The organism is Methylobacterium currus (assembly GCF_003058325.1).
GTDB classification, from domain to species: Bacteria; Pseudomonadota; Alphaproteobacteria; order Rhizobiales; family Beijerinckiaceae; genus Methylobacterium; species Methylobacterium currus.
The window spans coordinates 3,896,449-3,917,021 of sequence record NZ_CP028843.1 but is presented as its reverse complement, the minus strand read 5'-3'; the positions used below and the strand labels follow the sequence as shown (position 1 = coordinate 3,917,021).

At 69.4% G+C, this 20,573-nt stretch carries 16 protein-coding genes; 3 read left to right on the top strand and 13 right to left on the bottom strand.

Annotated features, from left to right (window positions below):
* Positions 1–12 precede the first annotated feature (12 nt).
* From DA075_RS18270 to DA075_RS18260, 3 genes are all read right to left on the bottom strand, one after another.
* Positions 13–2,811, bottom strand: a complete 2,799-nt coding sequence (locus tag DA075_RS18270) for a hybrid sensor histidine kinase/response regulator (protein WP_099954426.1) — start codon at positions 2,809–2,811, stop codon at positions 13–15.
* Positions 2,812–3,011: 200 nt separating this feature from the next.
* Positions 3,012–5,267: a PAS domain S-box protein gene (locus DA075_RS18265; protein ID WP_420813155.1), complete on the bottom strand. Its 2,256-nt coding sequence runs from the start codon at positions 5,265–5,267 to the stop codon at positions 3,012–3,014.
* 282 nt (positions 5,268–5,549) lie between these two features.
* Positions 5,550–6,926: a deoxyribodipyrimidine photo-lyase gene (locus tag DA075_RS18260; protein WP_099954424.1), complete on the bottom strand. Its 1,377-nt coding sequence runs from the start codon at positions 6,924–6,926 to the stop codon at positions 5,550–5,552.
* A 199-nt stretch (positions 6,927–7,125) separates the two neighbouring features.
* Here DA075_RS18260 and DA075_RS18255 point away from each other — a divergent pair, with 199 nt between their 5' ends.
* The gene (locus DA075_RS18255) at positions 7,126–8,328 is read left to right on the top strand and encodes a DUF2252 family protein (protein WP_099954423.1); all 1,203 of its coding nucleotides are present in this window, start codon (positions 7,126–7,128) and stop codon (positions 8,326–8,328) included.
* Here DA075_RS18255 and DA075_RS18250 read toward each other — a convergent pair.
* The 7 genes from DA075_RS18250 to DA075_RS18220 all read right to left on the bottom strand — a co-directional run bounded on the left by DA075_RS18250 (position 8,304) and on the right by DA075_RS18220 (position 14,357).
* On the bottom strand, positions 8,304–9,380 hold the full coding sequence (locus tag DA075_RS18250) for a patatin-like phospholipase family protein (RefSeq protein WP_099954422.1): 1,077 nt from the start codon (positions 9,378–9,380) through the stop codon (positions 8,304–8,306). The genes DA075_RS18255 and DA075_RS18250 overlap by 25 nt on opposite strands.
* A gap of 48 nt (positions 9,381–9,428) precedes the next feature.
* A complete protein-coding gene (locus tag DA075_RS18245) occupies positions 9,429–10,607 on the bottom strand; it encodes a zinc-dependent alcohol dehydrogenase (RefSeq protein WP_099954421.1) in 1,179 nt (392 codons plus the stop codon).
* 84 nt (positions 10,608–10,691) lie between these two features.
* Positions 10,692–11,693 carry an SDR family oxidoreductase gene (locus DA075_RS18240; protein ID WP_099954420.1) on the bottom strand — a complete coding sequence of 334 codons (1,002 nt, stop codon included), beginning with the start codon at positions 11,691–11,693 and terminating at the stop codon, positions 10,692–10,694.
* 46 nt (positions 11,694–11,739) lie between these two features.
* Complete coding sequence (locus tag DA075_RS18235) at positions 11,740–12,414, bottom strand: DUF1989 domain-containing protein (RefSeq protein WP_236012602.1); 675 nt, start codon at positions 12,412–12,414, stop codon at positions 11,740–11,742.
* Positions 12,404–13,108, bottom strand: a complete 705-nt coding sequence (gene gntA, locus DA075_RS18230; protein ID WP_099954419.1) for a guanitoxin biosynthesis heme-dependent pre-guanitoxin N-hydroxylase GntA — start codon at positions 13,106–13,108, stop codon at positions 12,404–12,406. The genes DA075_RS18235 and gntA overlap by 11 nt, the downstream gene beginning before the upstream one ends.
* A gap of 109 nt (positions 13,109–13,217) precedes the next feature.
* Positions 13,218–14,102 (bottom strand): type 1 glutamine amidotransferase, encoded by an 885-nt coding sequence (locus DA075_RS18225; protein ID WP_099954418.1) that lies wholly within the window; start codon positions 14,100–14,102, stop codon positions 13,218–13,220.
* A gap of 15 nt (positions 14,103–14,117) precedes the next feature.
* Positions 14,118–14,357 carry a hypothetical protein gene (locus tag DA075_RS18220; RefSeq protein ID WP_099954417.1) on the bottom strand — a complete coding sequence of 80 codons (240 nt, stop codon included), beginning with the start codon at positions 14,355–14,357 and terminating at the stop codon, positions 14,118–14,120.
* Between the two features lie 172 nt (positions 14,358–14,529).
* On the opposite strand from DA075_RS18220, the gene DA075_RS18215 reads away from it, so the two are divergent.
* Positions 14,530–14,973 (top strand): DMT family transporter, encoded by a 444-nt coding sequence (locus tag DA075_RS18215; RefSeq protein ID WP_099954416.1) that lies wholly within the window; start codon positions 14,530–14,532, stop codon positions 14,971–14,973.
* Positions 14,974–15,139: 166 nt separating this feature from the next.
* Positions 15,140–16,147 (top strand): HWE histidine kinase domain-containing protein, encoded by a 1,008-nt coding sequence (locus tag DA075_RS18210; protein ID WP_099954415.1) that lies wholly within the window; start codon positions 15,140–15,142, stop codon positions 16,145–16,147.
* Between the two features lie 26 nt (positions 16,148–16,173).
* Here DA075_RS18210 and DA075_RS18205 read toward each other — a convergent pair whose 3' ends face one another.
* The 3 genes from DA075_RS18205 to DA075_RS18195 form a co-directional block, all read right to left on the bottom strand.
* Positions 16,174–16,413, bottom strand: a complete 240-nt coding sequence (locus tag DA075_RS18205) for a DUF6894 family protein (protein WP_123834338.1) — start codon at positions 16,411–16,413, stop codon at positions 16,174–16,176.
* An 87-nt stretch (positions 16,414–16,500) separates the two neighbouring features.
* Entirely contained in the window at positions 16,501–18,726 is a 2,226-nt protein-coding gene (locus tag DA075_RS18200) for a CHASE3 domain-containing protein (protein ID WP_099954413.1), read from the bottom strand.
* A 96-nt stretch (positions 18,727–18,822) separates the two neighbouring features.
* Positions 18,823–20,343: a sensor domain-containing diguanylate cyclase gene (locus tag DA075_RS18195; RefSeq protein WP_099954412.1), complete on the bottom strand. Its 1,521-nt coding sequence runs from the start codon at positions 20,341–20,343 to the stop codon at positions 18,823–18,825.
* Positions 20,344–20,573 lie beyond the last annotated feature (230 nt).

Here is a 20,573-nt window from a genome sequence, read left to right as displayed (position 1 = left end):
CCCCTCCCCCGGCTAGCCTCGCCCGATCATGTCCTTGATGCGCGAGGCCAGCGCCTCCATGGCGAAGGGCTTGGTGAGGATCTCCATGCCGGGGTCGAGGTAGCCGTTCCCTACCGCCGCGTTCTCGGCGTAGCCGGTGATGAACAACACCTTGAGGCCCGGGCGGCTCACCCGGGCCGCGTCCGCGACCTGCCGCCCGTTCATGCCGCCGGGCAGGCCGACGTCCGTCACCAGGAGGTCGACGCGAGCGTCCGATTGCACCACCCTCAGTCCCGCGGGGCCGTCCGCAGCCTCGATGGCCGTGTAGCCCAAGTCCTCCAGCACCTCCGTCACCAGCATGCGCACCGAAGGCTCGTCGTCGACGACCAGCACCGTTTCGCCCCTCTCGGCACGAGGCGCCCCCGCGAGGTCCGGCATGTCCTCGGAGGCAAGGACGTCGCCGTGGTGGCGAGGCAGGTACAGGCAGACGGTCGTGCCCTGCCCGACCTCGGAGTAGATGCGGACCTGACCGCCGGACTGGCGCACGAAGCCGTAGATCATCGAAAGGCCGAGCCCGGTGCCCTGACCGATGGGCTTCGTCGTGAAGAACGGCTCGAACGCCTTGGCGGCGACATCCGGGGCCATGCCCGTGCCGGTGTCCGTGACGCAGAGGGACAGGTACTGCCCGGGCGGCATGTCGCGCTCGCGGGCGATGCGCTCGTCGAGCCAGCGGTTGGCGGTCTCGACCGTGATGCGGCCCCCGTCCGGCATGGCGTCGCGTGCGTTGATGCAGAGGTTGAGCAGCGCGTTCTCAAGCTGGCCCGGGTCCACCAGCGCCGGCCATAGGCCCGCGGAGCCCACCACCTCGATGTGGACGGACGGACCCACCGTGCGGCGGACCAACTCCTCCATTCCGTGGATCAGGGCGTTCACGTCCGTCGGTCTCGGGTCGAGCGTCTGGCGCCGCGAGAACGCGAGCAGCCGATGGGTCAATGCCGCGGCACGCTTGGCCGCCCCTTGCGCCGCCGCCATGTAACGGTCGAGGTCCGACAGCCTGCCTTGGCTCATCCGGGTCTGCATCAGCTCCAGGCTGCCGGAGATGCCGGTGAGCAGATTGTTGAAATCATGGGCGAGGCCGCCGGTGAGCTGGCCTACCGCCTCCATCTTCTGCGATTGCCGCAAAGCCTCCTCGGTCTCGGCCAGGGCGTGCGCCGCCTCCTTCTCGGCCGTGACGTCCCGACCGACCGCGTGGATGAGGTCCTCGGCCGGAACCGCCGTCCACGAGAGCCACCGATAGCTGCCGTCCTTGTGCCGGTAACGGTTCACGAAGCGCAGGGTGGTCAGGCCTTCCGAAAGCTTGCCGACCTCGGCAAGCGTCGCCGGCACGTCGTCCGGGTGGACGAGGTCCATGAAAGCACCGCCGACGAGGTCGCGCTCGCCCCAGCCGAGCAGCGTCGTCCAAGCCGGGTTCACCGCCTCGATGGTGGCGTCGTAGCGGGCGACCAGCATGATGTCTGTCGACAGCCGCCACATGCGGTCGCGGTCGGCGGTCCGCTCCGTCACCAGCGCTTCGAGTTCCTCGCGCGAGCGCGTGAGCACCTCGCGCGCCTCGACAATGTCCTGGATGTCGGTGCAGGTGCCGAACCAGCGGGTGACCCGCCCGGACGCGTCGCGCATCGGCAACGCACGTCCGAGCGTCCAGCGGTACTGGCCGGTGTGATGCCGCAGCCGGTACTCGATCCGGTAGGGTTCGCCCGACGCGAGGGACTCGCCCCAGACCGTCCAGGTCCGCTCCCTGTCGTCGGGGTGAACGATGTCCTCCCACTCCTCGCCGTCGGTCGAGCCAGGCGGCACGCCGGTGAAGTCGTACCAGCGTTGATTGTAGTAGTCGTGGTAGCCGTCCGCCCGGGTCGACCAGACCATCTGATCGATGGAGTTGGCGATGGTTTGGAAGCGCGCCTCCGCCTCGCGCAACGCGTCCTCGCGCTCCCGTCGCTCGGTCACGTCGCGATAAAACAGCGCCAGGCCTTCCGGATGCGGGTAGGCCCTCACCTCCAGCCAGGCGGCGTGCCCGTCAGGCCAGACATAGCGGTGTTCCAGCGTGAGGGAGATGCGCTCCTGCATCGCGCGCAGGTACATGTGCCCGATGGGCATCGCCTCGGAGCCCGGGTAGACCTCCCAATGCGAGCGGCCCACGATCTGATCGGGCGACCGCTCCTCCAGCCGGAAACCTTCGGCGTTCATCTGCAGGATGCGAAAGTCGCGGTCGAGGAGCATGAAGCCCTCGCCCATGCCCTCCAGCACGCCCGAGGCGCGGGCTTCGCTGGCGCGCAAGGCCTCCTCGGCCTGCACTTTGGCGGTGGTTTCGGTGCAGGCGCAGAACATGCCACCGACGACGCCGGCATCGTCGCGTATCGGCGAGTAGGAGAAGGTGAAGTAGGTCCGCTCGTCGTAGCCGTGCCGGTTCATCGTGAACGGCAGGTTCTCGGCCCAGGTCGGCTCGCCCGCCATGGCGCTGTCGACGTATGGCGTGACGGCGTCCCAGATCTCGGACCAGATGTCACGGAAGCGGCGGCCCAGGGCGGCCGGGTGCTTGTCGCCGAGGATCTCCGCGTAGGCGTCGTTGTAGACGAAGGCGAGTTCCGGCCCCCAGGCCGCGAACATCGGGAACCTGGAGCCGAGCATCAGGCTCACGACCGAGCGCAGCGCCTGCGGCCAGGTCTCCGGCGCGCCGAGCGGCGAGGACGACCAGTCGTGGGCGCGCATGCGAGCGCCCATCTGTCCGCCTCCCGACAGGCATGCGGTGGTCAAGGACGAGGTGCTTTCGGACATGTTCCGGGGTCGTGTCTGGTCGAGGCGATGGCTGACAAGAGGAACTTCCCGCCGTTTGCCGTTTCCGGTCGGCCATGATGCGTCGTGATGGCGGGTTTGCGGCAGCGTCCCGGAAACGCCGCGATGGCTTTGAGGTTGCCCCGCCGCCCGGGCCGCCGAGGACCGAGACGGCACGGCTCCGGCGGGTTCGAATCCCCGTCTCACGTGCCGACAGGTGCACGGGCCACGCGCTGGAGGATGCGCGAGAGCTGCTCGGCGGAGTACGGCTTCTGAAGGAGCTCGAAGCCGTGACCGCCTTCCTGGGCGAGCACGTGACTGTAGCCGGAGGTAAGCACCACGGGCAGGTCCGGCCACCGTCGCCGGATCTCGCGCGCGAGCTCGACCCCGTTCATGCCCGGCATCACGACGTCCGAGAACACCGCGTCGAAGTCGTGTCGGGCCCCGCCAAGATGAGCCAGCGCCTCCGAGGCGTTAGCCGCCCAGATCGTCTCGTAGCCAAGGTCCTCAAGGATCTGCGTCGCGAAACGCCCGACCTCGACGTTGTCCTCCACCACCATCACGCGCCGGCCGGCTCCGCCGACGGTCGCCGCGTCCTCGGTCTCGGGCTGTTGGACCCCTTCGGAGTTGCCCGGCTCCGTCTCGGGCAAGTAGAGCGTGAAGGTGGTGCCGCGCCCCGGCGCGCTCGCCACGCCCACGTCGCCGCCCGACTGCTTGGCGAACCCGAAAACCTGGGACAGCCCGAGCCCCGTGCCCTTCCCGATGTCCTTGGTGGTGAAGAACGGCTCGAAGATCCGCCCGACGGCCTCAGGCGGGATGCCGCAGCCCGTATCCGTCAGCGACACGGCGGCGAAGGGTCCCGGCACCGGGGCGTGCCCGCGGATGGCGGGCTTGCCCACCCCGCACGCCAGGCGCAGCTTCAGGGTGCCCTCGCCGTCCATGGCGTCGCGGGCGTTCACCGCCATGTTGACAAGCGCCGTCTCGAACTGGCTGCGGTCGGCACGCACGAAGCAGGCGACGTCCGGAAGCTCGGTCACCACGCGGATACGCCCGCCGGTGACGGTATCGAGCATCTCCGCCACGCCCCGCAGGCACGCGACGACGTCGAAGACTTCCGCCTTGAGCGCTTGCCTCCTCGCGAACGAGAGGAGCTGCCCGGTGAGCTTGGCGGCCCGTTCCACCGTATCCGAGACCGCATCCAGGTAGCGGCGGCGACGCTCCTCCGGCAGGTCGGGCCGGCGCAGGAAGTCGACCGACGAGCGGATGATGGTGAGAAGGTTGTTGAAGTCGTGCGCCACGCCCCCGGTCAACTGACCGATGGCCTCCATCTTCTGGGATTGCCGCAGGGCCTCTTCCGCCTCGGCGAGCGCCGCCGTCCGCTCCTTCTCGGCGGTGACGTCGCGCCCGTAGGCGTAGACGATGTCGCCCTCGGCGGCCGTGTGCCAGGAGATCCAGCGCGGCGTGCCGTCCCGGTGGCGGTAGCGGTTCTCGAAGGCCGTGAGGTCCTCCGCCGTGGCCGCGTAGGTCAGTGCCGTACGCGTGACGACGTCGTCCTCGGGCCAGATGAACTCCTGGAAGCTGCGTCCCACCACCTCGGCCGGGTCGTGGCCCAGGATCGCCTTCCAGGCCGGGTTCACCGCGCGGAATACCCCGTCGACGCCGACCACCACCAGCAGGTCGCGCGAGTTGCGCCAGACCCGGTCGTGCTCAGCCGTGCTCTCAGCGATGCGGCGCTCAAGCGCCTCCTCCCGGGCGTGCTCCGCGGTGACGTCCTGCGCTATGCCACCCAAGCGCCGCAGGCCGCCTCCAGCGTCGCGAATAGGGAAACCCGTGTCGCGTATGTGGCGCACGGCCCCGTCGTCCGGCCGCACGATGCGGTACTCGACGGTGTGGGTCTCGCCGGAGAGCAGGCGCGGCATAGCCGCGTAGGCACGCTCCCGGTCTTCCGGGTGGACGAGCGAGGCCCAGCGCGCGAGGTCGCCCATCACCAGTTCGCGCCGGTCACCCCCGACGCGCTCGTAGGCCGGGCTCAGGTACTCAAGCCGGCCCCCATCCGGGTTCGCGATCCAGAGCACGTCGGCCGAGTTCTCCGCGAAGCTGCGGAACCGTTCCTCGCTCTCGACCAAGCCGGAGGCGGCGCGCACGCGCCCAGTCGTCTCCTGCGCGACGTTCAGGATGCCGGCGACCCGACCCTCCGCGTCGAGAATCGGATTAAGGCTGTAGGTAAACCAGGTGTCCTCGGGCATGCCGTTCCGGTCGAGGACGAGCCGCTGGTCCTGCACCTCCACGGCTTCGCCGCCGTCGAGAACTCGGGCGAACATCGGCCCGAGTTCGTGCCACGCCTCGGGAAAGACGTCCCGCGCCGGTCGACCCAGGGCGCCGGGATGCTTGCCGCCGACAAGCGCTCCCCATGAGAGGTTGTAGAGGATGAGGAGCTCCGGACCCCAGTAGACCGCCATCGGAGTGGCGGCCCGGAGCATCGTGCGAACCGTGACGGTCAGCTCCGCCGGCCACGCGGTGGCAGGACCAAGTGCGCTCGCGTCCCAGTCGTGCTCCCGCATCCGGACGGCCATCGCGCCGCCGCCGGGAAATGGGTTCGGAGAGGTTGCGGGCGGGCCTTGCATCCGGCGGGCGGGTCCGTGCGGGATCGGAATCGCTTATGTGCTCGAAACAGCGCGTCCGGTACAAGCCCGTCACCGAAACCGGTGCTGGCATGCCAGAGCGGATCCCCAGGAGCCTCGTCAGGAACGCTCGACGGCGGCGAGGCGCTCGACCTCGCGCACATAGCCGTCGGCGTCGAACTTCTTGAGGGTCGCCGCGCCAAGCGAGCGAACGTTGCCATAGACGGGGCGCGAACCCCAAGGCCGGTCGTGCAGGCCGAAGAGCCACGTCACGTTCGTGAAGGAGTTCGCGTCGCGTCCGTCGATGAAGAACTTGTTGTTCAGCCGCAGCGCCGTCTCGAACGCCTCCTCGGGCGAGGCCGACCACTCCAGGATCTTCTTGCCCCAGTACATGCGCATGTGGTTGTGCATGTACCCGGTCTCGCGCATCTCCATCATCGCCGCGTTCCAGTAGCGGTCGTGCGTCAAACCCTGCTCGAACTGCTCGGGCGTGTAGAGGTAGGGGCGCTCGTCGCCCCGGTGCGCATCGAGCGTCTTGCGGGCCCAGGCAGGGACGGCCTCGTAGCTATCGTAGTTCGGCTCGTAGAAGATGTGGTTCATCGCGAGCTCGCGCCGGACGACGAGCTCCTCCAGGTAAGCCGTCTTGTCGTCCTCGCCGCCAGTCGCGGCTGCCAGCACCTTGAGCGCGATGGCGACCGGCGAGATCTGGCCGTAGTGCAGGTAGGGGCTCATGTGCGAGGCCGCCCCCGCCTCGGATCGTCCGCGCACCTGGGCGTAGCGGTTGAAGCGGGCGTCCAGGTAGTGGCCCAGCGTCGCCTCAGCCCGCGCCGTGCCGCCCTTGAACCGCCGCACCGGCCGCACGCTCTGGTCGGCATTCAGGCCGGCCACCAGCTTCGGCACGTCAGAGAGGTCGAGCGTGCTCTCGAAGCGGAGGTGGTCCGCCCGGTGGGCGACCGGCCGCTCGTCCAGAGGCACGAGGTACTCGGGCAGGAGCCGGCGGAGCTTGGGCCGCAGGGTGCGGGCGGCGACCTCGTGCTTGGGAGAGGCAGTCTCGACGGGCACGACGACCTCGCCCTCGACCTGCATCACGCGGCACGGCGCCCGCTCTGCGAAGTCGGCGTAGAAGCGGCGCACCGGCTTCTGGTAGTTGCGGTCGCAGACGACCAGGGCGGCGTCCGCCGCGTAGAGCAAGGCCGTCTCGACCGGCGTCTGCCGTCGGGCGACAAAGGCGATGCCGCGCTTGGCCAGCTCCGGCCCGACCTCTGCCATCCCCTCTAGCAGGAAGGCCCAGTGGCGGGCGTTCGCTTCCGGGACGCCCTCGGCAAGCCCGTAGCAGACCAGCGCCGGAAGCCCGAGCCTGTTGGCTTCCTCGACGGCGTATTCCAGGGCCGGGTTGAAGTGGACGCGTTGGGACAGCCCCATCCAGTACAGGACGTAAGCGGCTCGCTCCCGCAAGGGCATGTCGTTGAGGGGCTTGATGCGGGTCGGCTGGATCATGCGCGGCAAGGTTCCGGGAGCGTGGTGCGGGGGGCGTCGGCCCGAGCCACATAGGGCGTTTCTCCCCGCAGTCCCCGCACGGACAAGCCGGTCCGGTAATCCACGGAGGAGACGAAACGACGCGCGTTGCCCACATGTTCTCGTGCGTTGATGGGCGCGGCAAGGGAGTAGGGCCGCGCAACGTGCGTGAGACGACAAGATGCCCAAAGCCGGAAGCCATGGTCCCGAGGAACGTGCGGCGGTGCTGGAGCGGCAGCGCCGGCTGAAAATGGCGAGGTCCGCCCACGCCTACGTCCGGGGCAACACCGTACGGTTCTACGAGTGGTTGGACGGTTTGGCACGTGGCACCCTGCCGGAGGGTCCGCCGGTCTGGATCTGCGGTGACTGCCACCTCGGCAACCTGGGCCCGCTCGCCGACGCCGACGGGCACGTCGACATACAGGTCCGCGACCTCGACCAGACGGTCGTCGGCAACCCGACGCACGACCTCGTCCGCCTCGGGCTGCCGCTGGCGAGCGCCGCGCGGGGCTCAGACCTGCCAGGCGTAGTCACGGCGCGAATGCTGGAAGAGATGGTCCGAGGTTACGCAAATGGGCTCGCTGGACCCGGCGGGGACGGGGTACCGCCGGAGCCTGACGTGGTGCGCACGGTGCGGCGTCAGGCGCTCGGTCGTCGCTGGAAGCACCTCGCCCGCGAACGCCTGAAGGACGTCGAGCCCTCCATCCCGCTCGGGCGCAAGTTCTGGGCGCTCGATGAGACGGAACGGGATGCCTTGGGCGACCTGTTCGAGGAGGAGCAGGTACGCGGACTGCTGCTGGCTCTGAATGGCCGCGGCGAGAACGCCGACATCCGCCTGATCGACGCGGCCTACTGGATGAAGGGCTGCTCCTCGCTCGGTTTCCTGCGCTACGCCGCCCTCGTGCGCATCGAGGACGGCGGCAAGCGCCGCCTGGCGCTCGTCGACCTCAAGGAGGCCGTCGAGCCCGCGGCGCCGGCGGCAACGGGCGCGAGGATGCCCGCCGACCCGGCCGAGCGGGTGGTCACCGGTGCCCGGGCGCTCTCGCCGAACCTGGGCGAGCGCATGCTGCCGGTCAGCCTGATCGGCAAGCCGGTAGTGATGCGCGAACTCGCCCCGCAGGACCTGAAGCTCGACGTCGACCAGTTCAGCCGCGAGGAGGCGGTTCGGGCGGCGCACTACCTCGCCCACGTCGTCGGCAAGGCACACGGGCGGCAGATGGACGAGGCCACCCGCGCGGGCTGGCGGGACGAGGTCATGCGAGGCACGGACGGCGGGGAGCAGGCGCCCTCGTGGCTCTGGTCGAGCGTGGTCGAGCTCGCCGGTCGCCACGAGGTCGGCTACCTGCAGCATTGCCGGCGCTACGCCACCGCGGAGGCCGCCTGAGGCGCGGCGGTCTTCGGGGCGTCGGGGCAATCGGGAAGGCTGAGATACCGGAATCGTCCCTTCTCGCTCTTGCCGGACTTCAACACTCCAAGCCCTTGCGCCGCGTCGCGTACACCCGCCGTCCAGCGGTCGCTAATGGACGAAGGCGAGAAGTCGAAGCTCTTGGCCGCGAGCTCCTCCGCACCCGCCTGGTAGACGAGGTGCAGCAGCGTCACCGCCGGCCCCGCGGGATCGAGCCGTTCCCGCAACGCGTACTCGCGCCTCAGCCCCGCTATCGCCCGGCGCGGCGGGCTGGCGAAGATGAGGTCGTTGGCCCGCTCCAGCACCGCGTCGAGGGATGCGGGACGCGGCGCCCTCAGGGAGAACAGGTCGGAGGCGATGCAGAGGAGGTCCCGCCCCGGCTCGGTCTCGAAGAGCGGGTTTAGGGGGAGGTTGTTGGTGTAGCCCGCGTCGCATAGGACGCGCCCGCCGATCTCGACCGGCGGGAAGGCCGGCAGGATGGCCGTGCTGGCGAGGATGTGCTCCGGCCGGACCTCCTGGCGGGCAGTGTCGAAGTAGACCTCCTCGCCGGTCTCGATGTCGACGCACCCGACCGTCAGGCGCGTACCGCCTCGGTTCAGCCGCTCGAAGTCGACGAGGCGTTCCAGCGTTCGCAGCAGGGGCTTGTTGTCGAACAGGGCCACGTCGTTCGGCACCCACGGCAGGGCCGACCATAGGCCCGGGAAACGGTGGCCGAAGATGGTCGGCCGCCCACCGGCCAGCGCCAGGATCGCATGCAACCCGTTGTAGACCTGGCGCGGCTTGAGCAACCCGGTCGGGCTCGGCCCCGTGGCCTGGGTCGCCTCGTCCCAGAACGTCCGGAGCTTGGCGGCCCGGTCCTCTGGAGCGTTGCCGGCGATAATGGCGGCCGTCACCGCGCCGATGGAGGCGCCCACGACCCATCCGGGCCTGAGCCCGTGGCCGTGCAGCGCCTCGTAGGTCCCGGCATGGTAGGCGCCGACGGCATTGCCGCCGGCGAAGACCAGGGCGAGGTCGCGTGTGTCGTCCACCATCCGTTCCTTCGCGCGTTGAGGCCGTACCCGGCCGTGACCCGGTTGGCGTCAGCCGTGCGGCTTGAAGACGACCTTGGTGCAGTTGTCCTTCTTGTCCCGGAACATATCGTACAGGGCCGGGCCGTCCTCCAGGTTGGTGGAGCGATGGCTGATGATGAAGGACGGGTCGATGTCGCCGTTCTGGATGCGCTCCATCAGCGGCTTCATGTAACGCACCATGTGGGTCTGCCCGGTCTTCAGGGTCAGGCCCTTGTTCATCAGGATGCCGAGGGCGACGGGACCGACCGGGCCCGCGAACACGCCCGGCATCGAGACGTTGCCGCCTGGCCTGCAGGCGAGGATGGCTTGGTTGAGCGCATAGGGCCGCTCAAGGCTGACGGTGTGCTCCATGATGGCCGAGGTGACCTTCTGGAGCATCGTGTCGGCTCCGTGGGACTCCATGCCGACCGCCTCGATGACCGAGTCCGGGCCGAGCCCCTTGGTCATCTCCATCAGCGTCTCCTGCACGTTCTCCTTGGACAGGTCGATGGTTTCCGCTCCGGCCTCACGGGCGAGCGCCAGGCGCTCGGGCACGCTGTCGATGGCGATGACGCGCTTGGCGCCCAGCAGGTAGCAGCACTTGACCGCGAGCACGCCGACCGGGCCGCAGCCCCAGATGGCGACCGTGTCCTCGGGACCGATGTCGCAGTGCTCGGCGGCCTGGTAGGCGGTCGGGAAGATGTCGCTCAGGAACAGCACCTGCTCGTCGGTGAGACCCTCGGGCACGACGATGGGCCCGACGTCGGCGTAGGGCACGCGCAGGTACTCGGCCTGGCCTCCCGCGTAGCCGCCAGTGATGTGCGAGAACCCGAAAAGGCCGGCCAGAGGATAGCCGTAGGTCTCGGCCTGCAGCTTGCCGTTCGGGTTGGTGCGCTCGCAGCAGCTCCAGTTGCCCCACTTGCACTGTCGGCACTCGCCGCAGCAGATGGTGAAGGGGACCACGATGCGGTCGCCGACCTTAAGCTTGTGGTTGTCCTTACCGACCTCGATGACCTCGCCCATGGTCTCGTGGCCGAGGACGTCGCCGCACTCCATCGTCGGCATGAACCCGCCCATCAGGTGCAGGTCGGAGCCACAGATCGCGCAGGCGGTCACCTTGATGATGACGTCGCGCCCGTGCTCGATCTTCGGGTCGGGCACGGTCTCACAGGTGATCTTGCCCCGGCTCTGCCACGTGAGTGCTTTCATGGACGGTCATCTCCGGTCGTCGGGTATCGGGTGGGAAAGAAGGTCGGCCGCGACCAGGTTCCGGGCGCGGCGAGGCGTTGGAGGTCAGCGGCGGCGCGGTCTTGACCGCGTGCCGAGGATCACGGCGGCCGTGGCGGCCAAGCCGGCGGCGAGCACGCTGGCCGTCGCGAGGGGATGCAGAGTCGCCCGGGTGTAGGCGCTGGTGCGCATGACGTAGACTGGCGGGTCGCCGCGGACTGCTCCGGCATGCCGTGGCGCATGAAGGGCGCCCTGGGGGTCCCTTGGTTCCTCGGCCCGCTTCTGAAGGGCGATGATGGCCGGGGCGAGCTCGTCGTAGGCGCCAGGCGCGAACTCCTTGCCCATCACGAACAGCTTGCCGCCGCCACCCACGAAGATGTCCCGCTGCGGATGCACGGCGGCGTGCAGGATGGCGTTGGCGACCTCCTCGGGCGGGTAGATCGGCGGCGGCAGGGTGGGCTGGCGGTCCATGTAGTTGCGCGCCCTATTCGGCAGCGGCGTGTCGATGGAGGCGGGCTTCACGAGGGTGACCGAGACCGGCGCCCTGTCTGCGATCATCTCCATGCGCAAGGTGTCGGTGAAGCCCTTCACCGCGTGCTTGGAGGCCGCGTAGAGGCCCTGGAACGGGAAGGCGAGGTCGGAGGCGATGCTGCCGACGTTGATCAGCGCGCCGCCTCGTCGGCGGAGGTGCTCCACGGCGACGAGCGAGCCGTTCACCGTGCCCCACAGGTTGGTCTGGATCAGGCGCTGATGGTCCTCGTAGGCGATCTCGCGCAAGGGGCCGTAGACGGTCAGGCCGGCGACGTTGACCCAGGTGTCGAATCCACCGAACGTCGCCACCGCCTTCTCGGCGATGGCCTGGACGTCCTCGCGCCGGCCGACATCGGCCACGACGTAGGCGGCCTTCGGTCCGAGCTCGGCGGCGATCCGGACGAGCACGTCCCTGCTGCGGGCGGCTAGCACCACGCGGGCGCCGCGCTCGGTGGCCATGCGGGCGGTCGCCAAGCCGATGCCGCTCGACGCGCCGGTGACGACGATGACCTGCTCGCGCAGCGGCTTGTGCGCCATGTTCAATCTGCTCCGTGCCAAGTCCCCGGTTCGGGGCACGGCATGGCTACGCGCCAGACGCGGAAGCGTTGCGACCGGCGTCGCTTTCGCCAAGGTCGCCGCCGTCGCGCCCGCCTTGGCGGCACCGCTCGATGCGGTAGTGGATCGGCTTGAAGCTGCCGTTGTTCGACTGGAGCGCCGAGCAGGCGGTGAGGCCGATGACGAGGTCGGCCTCGGCCTCGAAGGTGATGCGGTCGCCGGCCCGGCTGAGCGGCGGCTCGACCGTGATGACGCCCGTCCTGCCGTCGACGGGCACGTTCATGAAGCAGTTGAACGCCACCGGGATGCGGTCGGGCGCGACGCCGTATGGAGCGAGCGCCGCCGCGAGGTTGCCGAAACAGCCGCGGTGCGGGTCCGCGTCCCCGTAGATGATGCGGAAGGTATCGGCCGAGCACGGCGTCAGCAGGAAGTCGTGGCGGCCCACCGTGTCCTCGACGATGCGCAGCAGCACGTTCGAGCGGTTCGAGTAGAGCGGATCGCCGGTCGTCAGGTAGATCCGGCTCGCGTAGTCGAGGGTGCGGCCGGACGAGATCACCTCTTCGAGGTCGTGGCGGTTGAAGGCCAGGAGATCCGCCACCTGCTCGCCGTGCGGATCGATGACGGTCAGGCGGTCGCCCTTGTCGAGGGTGAAGGCCACGCCCGAGCGCGGCGCGATCTCGTGGGTGGCGGCGTCAACGCACATCGGCGCCTCCCGCATTCGTGCCACGTGGGCGGAAGGGGCAGCGCCATTCCTCGCCGACGACCCGGCCGCTGTATTGGCGCGCCTCCGACGTCTCGCCGTGCCGTGCCAGCATCGGGTTGACCGAACCGGCGAGCGCCTCGTCCCGCTGCAGGATGGAAGAGCGCAGCTTCTCATACCGGCCCGCCTCTCGGAGATGCTCAAACTGCGCATGCAGGTTGAACACCAGCACCGGCGAGGAGAACCGACGCGCCGGCCGGCTGGCGTTCGGGTGCAGGCCGACGACGAAGAACGCCTCGCCGGCGAAGCTCAGCGAGAAGTGCGGGTTGTCAGGCTCCCGCGCCACGCGGTCATCCCAGGGATGGCCGAGCCAGGCGTCCTTGTCGGCGAGCGACTGCACACGATCCCAGAGGTGCCGTTCGAAGCCCTCCTCGTCGAGGTCGCCCGGACCCTCGAAGATGACGGCGAAGCTCTGGAACAGGTCAGGTCGCTGCCGGTAGCGCGCGGCGAAGGCGATCAGCGCGGGGTAGATGCGCATGTCGTCCCACGCCGAGGTGATGTCGCGGGCGACCAGGACACGCATCTGGCCCTTGGACAAGGCCGATTTGGCGCCGACGCAGGGAAAGCCGGCATCGCGGATGAAGGCGCGGAAAGCCTCGGCCCTCGGGTGATTGGTATCGTCTCGGGGTAGTTGCATGGGAACTCGGCACGCAAGTCACGAAGGTGCACACGGAATCCGCACGGGGTGCCGCGGCTCCAGGCAACGACGTCAGTGCGGCCTCGTTCCACGCCGTGTTCGGGCAGGGTCACTTACCCACAACCACGAGCACTTCCCTTCTGAACCGGGCAAGCGCCTCGATGAAGTTACGCAATTCGGCAAGCCTCAGCCGCTCGTCCGTGACCTGCTCGTCCAGGCCGAGCCGCCAAGCAAGGTCCCGCCGCCCGGGCTCACGGTGCAGGGCATCGATTTGCGTGGCGAATGCCTCGACGTCCTCATCGCCTCGGGCGAGGCCCGCCTCCACTAGGCTCTCCGCCTGTCGGCGCAGGGCCCCAGCCACCTCGTCGAGGCCGATCTCGGGATGGTACTGCACACCCCAGAACACGCCGCCCTCGAAGCGGATCTCGGCGGCTTGCACGGCCGTGACCCGGTTGCCGGCCAGCAGCGTCGCCCCGGGCGGCAACGCCTCCACCTCGTCGGTGTGGATGGCCGGCGCGTCGTAGGAAGCGGGCCGGCCTGCCAGGAGCGGATGCGTACGTCCCGCCTCGGTCGGGGTGATCCGCCGAGCGAACCCGGCCTCCGGGCTGCGCGCGTTCGGGCGTACGCTGCCGCCGGCGGCGACCGTCGCGACCTGCAGCCCGGCGCAGGAGCCGAAGGCCGGGGTGCCGGCGGCGAACACCGCCCGCATGAAGTCGACCGTGCGCCGTGTCTCGGGCGTCTCCTCGTAGAGATGCAGCGGCGAGCCGGTGAGGAACACCGCGTCGTACTCGGTCAGGCTGGCTCCGGGCGGCAGCGCCGCGTCGGCGTCGGCCGGCTGGATGCGGTCGCAGGTGGCGCCTGGCGCGAGCCTGCGCAGGATGTCGAGGTAGGTCTCACCCGACGAATGGCCTACGCTGTCGCGTCTCGCCTTGCGCGCCTCCGGGGTCTCGCTTTCGGCCACCAGGAAGCGGAATACCGGTTGTGCTGAACTCACGAGGTCAATCTCCCTTCAGTGTCCGCGCGGCATCGGGAACCAAGGGCGCAGCGTGGCGACCCCTGCGGTGAAGCGGGCGTTCGAGATAGCGTTGAGGGTATTGGCCGGGGCCCCCGCGCCCTTCGCTTCCGCCTCGAAGGCAATCAGCCGGTCCAGCAGTGCGTCCGCCAAGGCCGGGGTAACCGACAAGGGTCCGTCGGTTAGCATCTCGTGCAGCTGCCGCATGTAAGGGCAACCCTGATCGTGCACGACCATCGTGACGCCTCCGCCTTCGATTGTCCCTCAGCCGCCTCCGGCCCGAAGAACGCCGGCGACAACCGCTGGCATGTGGAAGTGTTTGCACGAGCGCCTGCGGCATCCTGATCCGGACGACGTACCCACCGGGATGACCCAAGTAGGGTTGCCCTTCCCTCTCCGAGGCTCCCGCATGTGGTATCTGTACGGCTTCGCCATGCTCGCCGGGCTCGCGAACGCGATCCAGCCCGGCCCGAACTCGACCTTGGCGAAGTCCTCCACGCAGCCGTTCTTCGCCGGCCTCGTCGTTGTCGTCGTCAGCGGGTCCGCCTTGTTGGTCGCAGGCCTGGTCACCGGCCGGTTGAGCTTGCCGAGCCACGAGCAGGCGGCACAGGTCCCGTGGTGGGCCTGGTGCGGTGGCGTGCTCGGGGCCGTGATGACGCTGTCCCAGCTCTTCATCGCCCCGAAGCTCGGCGCGGCCCCGTTCCTGGGCACCCTGGTGACGGTTGGCGTCCTCGCCTCCATCGCGCTCGACCACTACGGCTTGTTCGGCTTCGAGGTGCACCACGCCAGCATCTGGCGTGTCCTGGGTGGCGTTCTGATGGTGGCAGGAGTGGCCTTGGTCGCCCTCTTCTGAGGCGGTGGCGCCGGTTCCATGTGCTGTCTCCCCTAGCCCAGTTGGCGCTCACGCTCGCTGGTCCCCCGGATCGCTGGATGCGACGACGACGCAGGGCGGCAACCTGGAAGGCAAGACAAAGTTAACCCGGCAGCCTCTTAGGTCGGGGCCGGGTTGGGAGGGGGCGTTGGGAGGCCAGGACACCGCGAGGAGGAAGCCGGATCCCCGGCTTCTGCAGGCCGCCGTCGAAGCCTCGGGCGAGGCCATCGTCATTACCTCTGCGGACCTTGACGAACCGGGACCATGCATCGAGTACGTGAATCCCGCCTTCACGCGCATGACCGGGTACGAAGCCGAGGAAGTCCTCGGCCTGTCACCGCGCATCTTGCAGGGCTCTGGGACCGAACGCGCGGTCCTCGACCGCATGCGGGCGGCCCTGATCGAGGGGAGCTCTTTCCAGGGCGAGGCGGTGAACTATCGCAAGGACGGTTCCCCATACGTCGTGGAGTGGTTGATCACCCCGGTTCGCGAACGGGACGGCCGTATCTCGCACTGGGTCTCGGTTCAGCGGGACGTCACCGAGCGGCGCCATGGCGAGGACCGCCAGGCGCTGATGGTGCGCGAGTTGCACCATCGGGTGAAGAACACGCTGGCCACCGTCCAGGCCGTGGTGAATGCAACGGCGCGTTCCTCGCTGACTGTCAACGAGTTCACCCAGGCGTTCACGGGCCGGATCGGCTCGCTGGCGCGAACGCACGCGCTGATCACCGAGGACCTCGCCCAGGCCGCCTCGTTCGAGGGTCTGCTGCGGGCCGAGCTCAACCCCTACGACGAAAGGGGGCGTCTGACCCTGGACGGACCGAAGATCGTGATGCCGTCGGAGCTCGCCGTGCCGGTCGGCATGGCCCTGCACGAGTTGACCACGAACGCCCTGAAGCACGGGTCGCTCGCCGACCCGAACGGCCGGGTGCAGGTCACCTGGTGGATCGAAGACGGACGTGCCGGCCGAGCGCTGCGCTGGGACTGGGCCGAGCACGACGGCCCCCCCGCCGCGCATCCCACCCGCGAGGGCTTCGGCCACCGCCTTCTCAATAAGGTACTGGCTACCCAGACCGGCGCCGAGGTGGACGTCGCCTTCGCGCCGGACGGGCTTCGGGTCTCCGTGCGAATGCCGCTTCCGAGCTCCGGCGCCTAGTCGCACCGCGACTTCCAAGCCTTGGCCTAAGCCGCTTTCGCTGGCGCGTCGACGATGAGGTCGAGGCGCGTCACCAACGCCCCGCCCTCGTCTCTCACTTCCAGGTGCCAGCTGGAGCCGAGCGCAATGACGGGCGCGTGTTCGTCGATGATCGCACCGGCAAGCCTGATGCCCTCGCGTCGCGCGTCGTCCGGCCCGCCGAGCACCGAGCCGACGTCGTCAGGCGAACTGCGCCCGTCGAACACGTTGAAGAAGTAGCGCGGCACGTCGGCCCCTTTGCGTATCACCGTTTCCCGGGGGCTTAACCTCTCGTCGCGCCGGACGCACGAACATGAGTGAACCTGCAGGGCGTCTCAGGCGTCGCGCCAGGGTCGCAGCGGGACGACATTGCCGCCCTCGGCGGCGGGACCGGCTGCCGTGCCGAGCACCTCGGCGACCTTACGGGCGAGCTGCTCCCGCTTGAACGGCTTGCCGATGAGGTGCACCCCGTCGTCGAGGCGTCCGTGGTGGACGATGCTGTTCTCGGTGTAGCCGGACATGAACAACACCCGCACGTCCGGCCGCACGGATCGCACGCGCTCGGCCACCTCGCGGCCCCGTACCTTGCCGGGCAGCACCACGTCGGTCAGCAGCAAGTCGACGGACGCGGCGTTGGTACCGAATACCCGCAACGCCTCCTCGCCGTCCGCGGCCTCCAGCACCCGGTACCCGAGGTCGGCGAGGATCGCGCAGGCGATCTCGCGCACCGTCGCCTCGTCCTCCACCACCAGCACCGTCCCCGAACCGCGCGGCAGGTCGACGGGTGCGGCGGTGCGTTGCACGGCGGACGCGGTCCCGACGGCGCGAGGCAGGTAGAGCTTCACCGCCGTGCCCTCGCCAGGCTCCGAGTAGACCTTCACGTGTCCGCCCGACTGCTTCACGAAGCCGAACACCATCGCGAGGCCGAGCCCGGTGCCCTTGCCGTCCGGCTTGGTCGTGAAGAACGGCTCGAACACGCGCTTGACCACCTCGGGCGTCATGCCGTGCCCGGTGTCCGACACCGCGACCATCGTGTAGTCCCCGGGCGTCACCTCGGCATGGTCCCGGGCATACGCCGCGTCCAGCACCACGTTTCCGAGCTCGATGGTGAGGCGCCCGCCGCCCGGCATGGCATCGCGCGCGTTCAGGGCGAGGTTCAGGACCGCGCTCTCAAGCTGCGCCGGGTCGGCCATCGCCGGCCACAGGCCCGCGGTCTCGACGTAGCGCACCTCGATGTGCTCGCCGAGCGTGCGCCGGAGAAGGGGTACCAGGTCCGGCATGGTCGCGGCGAGGTCGATGGCCGCGGGCGCCAGCGGCTGCTTGCGCGCGAATGCGAGGAGTTGGCCGGTGAGCGTCGCCCCGCGCTGGGCCGCCCAGGAAGCCCGCTCGATGCGCTGCTGCAGCTTGGCGTCGCCGTCGAGCTTGGCACGGACGAATTCCAGGTTCCCGAGGATGACCTGCAGCAGGTTGTTGAAATCATGCGCGATGCCGCCGGTCAGCTGACCGATGGCCTGCATCTTCTGGGCCTCGCGCAGCACGCCCTCGGCCTGGGCACGCTTGGTCATGTCCGAGATTGTGAGCACGAAGCCGCCATCCGGCATCGGGGTACGGCGGATCTCCAGGTAGTGCCCGTCCGCGTTCTCGCGCTCGTAGGTGACCGCCTCGCGGGGATTCCGGCTGCCGTGACAGACCTGGTCCTCGGTCTCCAGGGCGGGACGGCCCGGCTCGGCCGTGTGCTCGGCGAAGGCGCCGTAGGCGGTGCCGGGGCGGACCATGGCCTTGGGCAGGTCGAGCAGGACCTGGAAGCACTCGTTCGAGTTCCTGAGCTTGCGGTCGGGCCCGAACACCGCGACGCCCTGGCTCAGGCTGTCGATGGTGGTGCGCAGGCGCAAGGCTAGGTCGCGCTGCTCCGCCTCGATCCGTTGGGAACGCGACCACGCCTGGTTCAGGAGCCTCGCCGCCCAGAGCAGGATCAGGGCCGCGAACGCCGCCCCGGCGATCACCAACGAGCGCACCCATGCCGCCCGGCTCTCGTTCTGGGCGAGACGTTCGTCGAGAAGCCGCTGCTCGTCGGCGAGCACGCCTGACAGGATGCCCTCCGCCTCGCGCATGTGGCCGCGGCCCTCGTCGGTGTTGACGATGCGCAGCGCCGTCCCGAACCCGCCGTCGCGGCGCGCCTGCACCGTCTGGGCGAGCTCTTCCAGCTTGTGCTGGACGGCCGGCGCGAGCGCGCGCACGCGCTCCTGCTGGGCAGGGTTGTCGGCGGTAAGCTTCTGGAGCTCGCCCTGGAGCAGTCCGAGGCGGTCGCGCGCGGCGTTGTAGGGGCCGAGGTAATCGTCGCGCCCGGTGAGCAGGTATCCCCGCTGACCGCGTTCGGCGTCCCTGAGCGCGATGGCGAGGTCCTTGGCGACGGCGAGCACCCGGTAGCTATGCTGCGACCACTCCCGGGCATCGCGCGAAGCGTTCAGGCGCTCCCAGGTCACTCCGCCGACCAGGGCGAGGATGGCCACGAGCACGCCGAAGACCAGCATGTTGGCGCGCGCGACGAGGTAGCGTGTCATAGTGGCGGTTCGGGGACGGCGGTGGGCGGAGGCGAAGGCTTCCGTCCGGCCTGCCCTCGCATGCGATTACGGGATTGTTGGGGCCGCGTCCCGGTGTCAAGCCGCCTCGCCGAGGGGGTGGGGCGCGCAGGCGCGACCGGCGACGCAGGTCCTGTTCCGGCCCGCGGCCTTCGCCCGGTAGAGCGCCGCGTCCGCGGCCTCGTACTGCGCCCCGGCGCGCTCGAACGCCCTGCCCGTCTCCGTCGCGAGGCCGATGCTGACCGTCACCGTGCCGGCCTCGATGCGGGCGGCCTCGACCGACAGGCCCGCAACGGTCTCGTGCACCTTGTCCGCGATGCGCAAGGCTCCGGCCTCGTCGGTGTCGGGCAGGAGCACCACGAACTCCTCGCCGCCGACCCGCGCGACGAGGTCGTCCGGCCGGTGAACGCTCGCCGACAGGCAGCGCGCCAGCCCCTTCAGCACCGCGTCGCCCACGGCATGGCCGTGGCGGTCGTTATAGCGCTTGAAGTGGTCGGCATCGACGACGAGGACGGACAACGGCTTGCCCGTGCGGTTGGCGCTCTTCCAGGCGTGCTCGAACGTCCCTTCGAACCGCCGCCGGTTAGGCAGCCCGGTCAGGGCGTCCGTGAGCGACAGCCGCGCGAGCTCGGCCTGCATTTCGGCGCGGCGGCGGAGCTCCCGCCCGAACAGGAGCGACAGGCAAGCGGTCAGGCCGCAGAGGACCAGGACCACCGCGCTGATGACGGCGGCCTTGGCGCGCCAGCCGGCCTCGATGTCGGCGGTCGCCAGCGCGACGTTGAGTACCAGCGGCAGGTCGCCGACCCGGGTGAAGGCGTAGTGCCGCTCGACCCCGTCGCGAACGGATGCGGCGACGAAGCTGCCGCGCACTTCGCGCACGAAGCGCTCCAAGATGGCCGTGCCCGCGATGCTGACACCGATGTCGGCCTCATCGTACGGGTGGCGCATCAGCCGCGTACCGTCGCGCAGGAAGAGGTTTATCGCGCCTTCGGGCCCGAGGCCGATCCGGTCGAAGAGGCGGCTGAAATAGGCGAGCTGCAGGGTGCCGAGCACGATGCCGCCGAACGATCCGTCCGGCTTGGTCAGGCGACGGCTGAGGACGATCATGCGGGCACCGGTCAGCCGCGAGACCAGGGGCTTGCTGATGTGCAAGCCGAGGTCGGCGAGTGCCTTGTGGCCCTGGAAGTAGTCGCGGTCGGCGTAGTTCGCCTTACGCGCCGGCACCGCGTTCGCGTCGATGACGCTGTCGCCGTTCTCGTCGGTGACGAGCATCACGCCGATGTCCCGGGCGGTGGCCGCGCGGTCGAACAGGACGAGCTGGCGCATCTCCGGGCTCAGCGCGTCCACGCCCGGGACCCGCAGGTTATCGACCACCGCCTGAAGGGAGAGGTCGATGAGCTCGACGTTGCGGGCGATGTCGCGCTCGATGACCTGCAGCAGGTTCTGCGAGGTCTGCTCGGCCTTGTCCCAGGCGTCCCGCCTGAGGTCGAGCAGCATCAGCGCGGAGACCAGGAGCATGCCCAGGGGCGCGAGCACGCCCAAGGCGATCCAGGTGCGGGTGGAGCCGAGCCAGCGCGCGAGGCGGGGCGGCAGGACCATCGTCGGACACTCCCAGGCAAACTTGTCTTTGCCTGGTTTATGTCACGCCAAACCTTACCGCACCTTTCGAAGAAAGTCGTCCCTGGCCTCTTAACCGTATGGTGGCAAACTTGCGGTTAAAGCGATTCCGACAATCAGAGGGGTCTCGAAAAGCGGGATCGGGCGACCGGCTAAGGCACAAACCTTCGAAGCGAACGTCATTCCCGCCGGGCGATGCGCCGTTTGCAGCG

Coding starts and splice junctions, on each gene's coding strand:
- gntA (WP_099954419.1), bottom strand. CDS start 13,108: ATGCAACTACCCCGAGACGATACCAATCACCCGAGGGCCGAGGCTTTC.
- DA075_RS18195 (WP_099954412.1), bottom strand. CDS start 20,343: ATGGTCCTGCCGCCCCGCCTCGCGCGCTGGCTCGGCTCCACCCGCACC.
- DA075_RS18265 (WP_420813155.1), bottom strand. CDS start 5,267: ATGGCGGTCTACTGGGGTCCGGAGCTCCTCATCCTCTACAACCTCTCA.
- DA075_RS18215 (WP_099954416.1), top strand. CDS start 14,530: ATGTGGTATCTGTACGGCTTCGCCATGCTCGCCGGGCTCGCGAACGCG.
- DA075_RS18245 (WP_099954421.1), bottom strand. CDS start 10,607: ATGAAAGCACTCACGTGGCAGAGCCGGGGCAAGATCACCTGTGAGACC.
- DA075_RS18250 (WP_099954422.1), bottom strand. CDS start 9,380: ATGGTGGACGACACACGCGACCTCGCCCTGGTCTTCGCCGGCGGCAAT.
- DA075_RS18200 (WP_099954413.1), bottom strand. CDS start 18,726: ATGACACGCTACCTCGTCGCGCGCGCCAACATGCTGGTCTTCGGCGTG.
- DA075_RS18220 (WP_099954417.1), bottom strand. CDS start 14,357: ATGGTCGTGCACGATCAGGGTTGCCCTTACATGCGGCAGCTGCACGAG.
- DA075_RS18240 (WP_099954420.1), bottom strand. CDS start 11,693: ATGGCGCACAAGCCGCTGCGCGAGCAGGTCATCGTCGTCACCGGCGCG.
- DA075_RS18260 (WP_099954424.1), bottom strand. CDS start 6,926: ATGATCCAGCCGACCCGCATCAAGCCCCTCAACGACATGCCCTTGCGG.
- DA075_RS18270 (WP_099954426.1), bottom strand. CDS start 2,811: ATGTCCGAAAGCACCTCGTCCTTGACCACCGCATGCCTGTCGGGAGGC.
- DA075_RS18235 (WP_236012602.1), bottom strand. CDS start 12,414: ATGTGCGTTGACGCCGCCACCCACGAGATCGCGCCGCGCTCGGGCGTG.
- DA075_RS18255 (WP_099954423.1), top strand. CDS start 7,126: ATGCCCAAAGCCGGAAGCCATGGTCCCGAGGAACGTGCGGCGGTGCTG.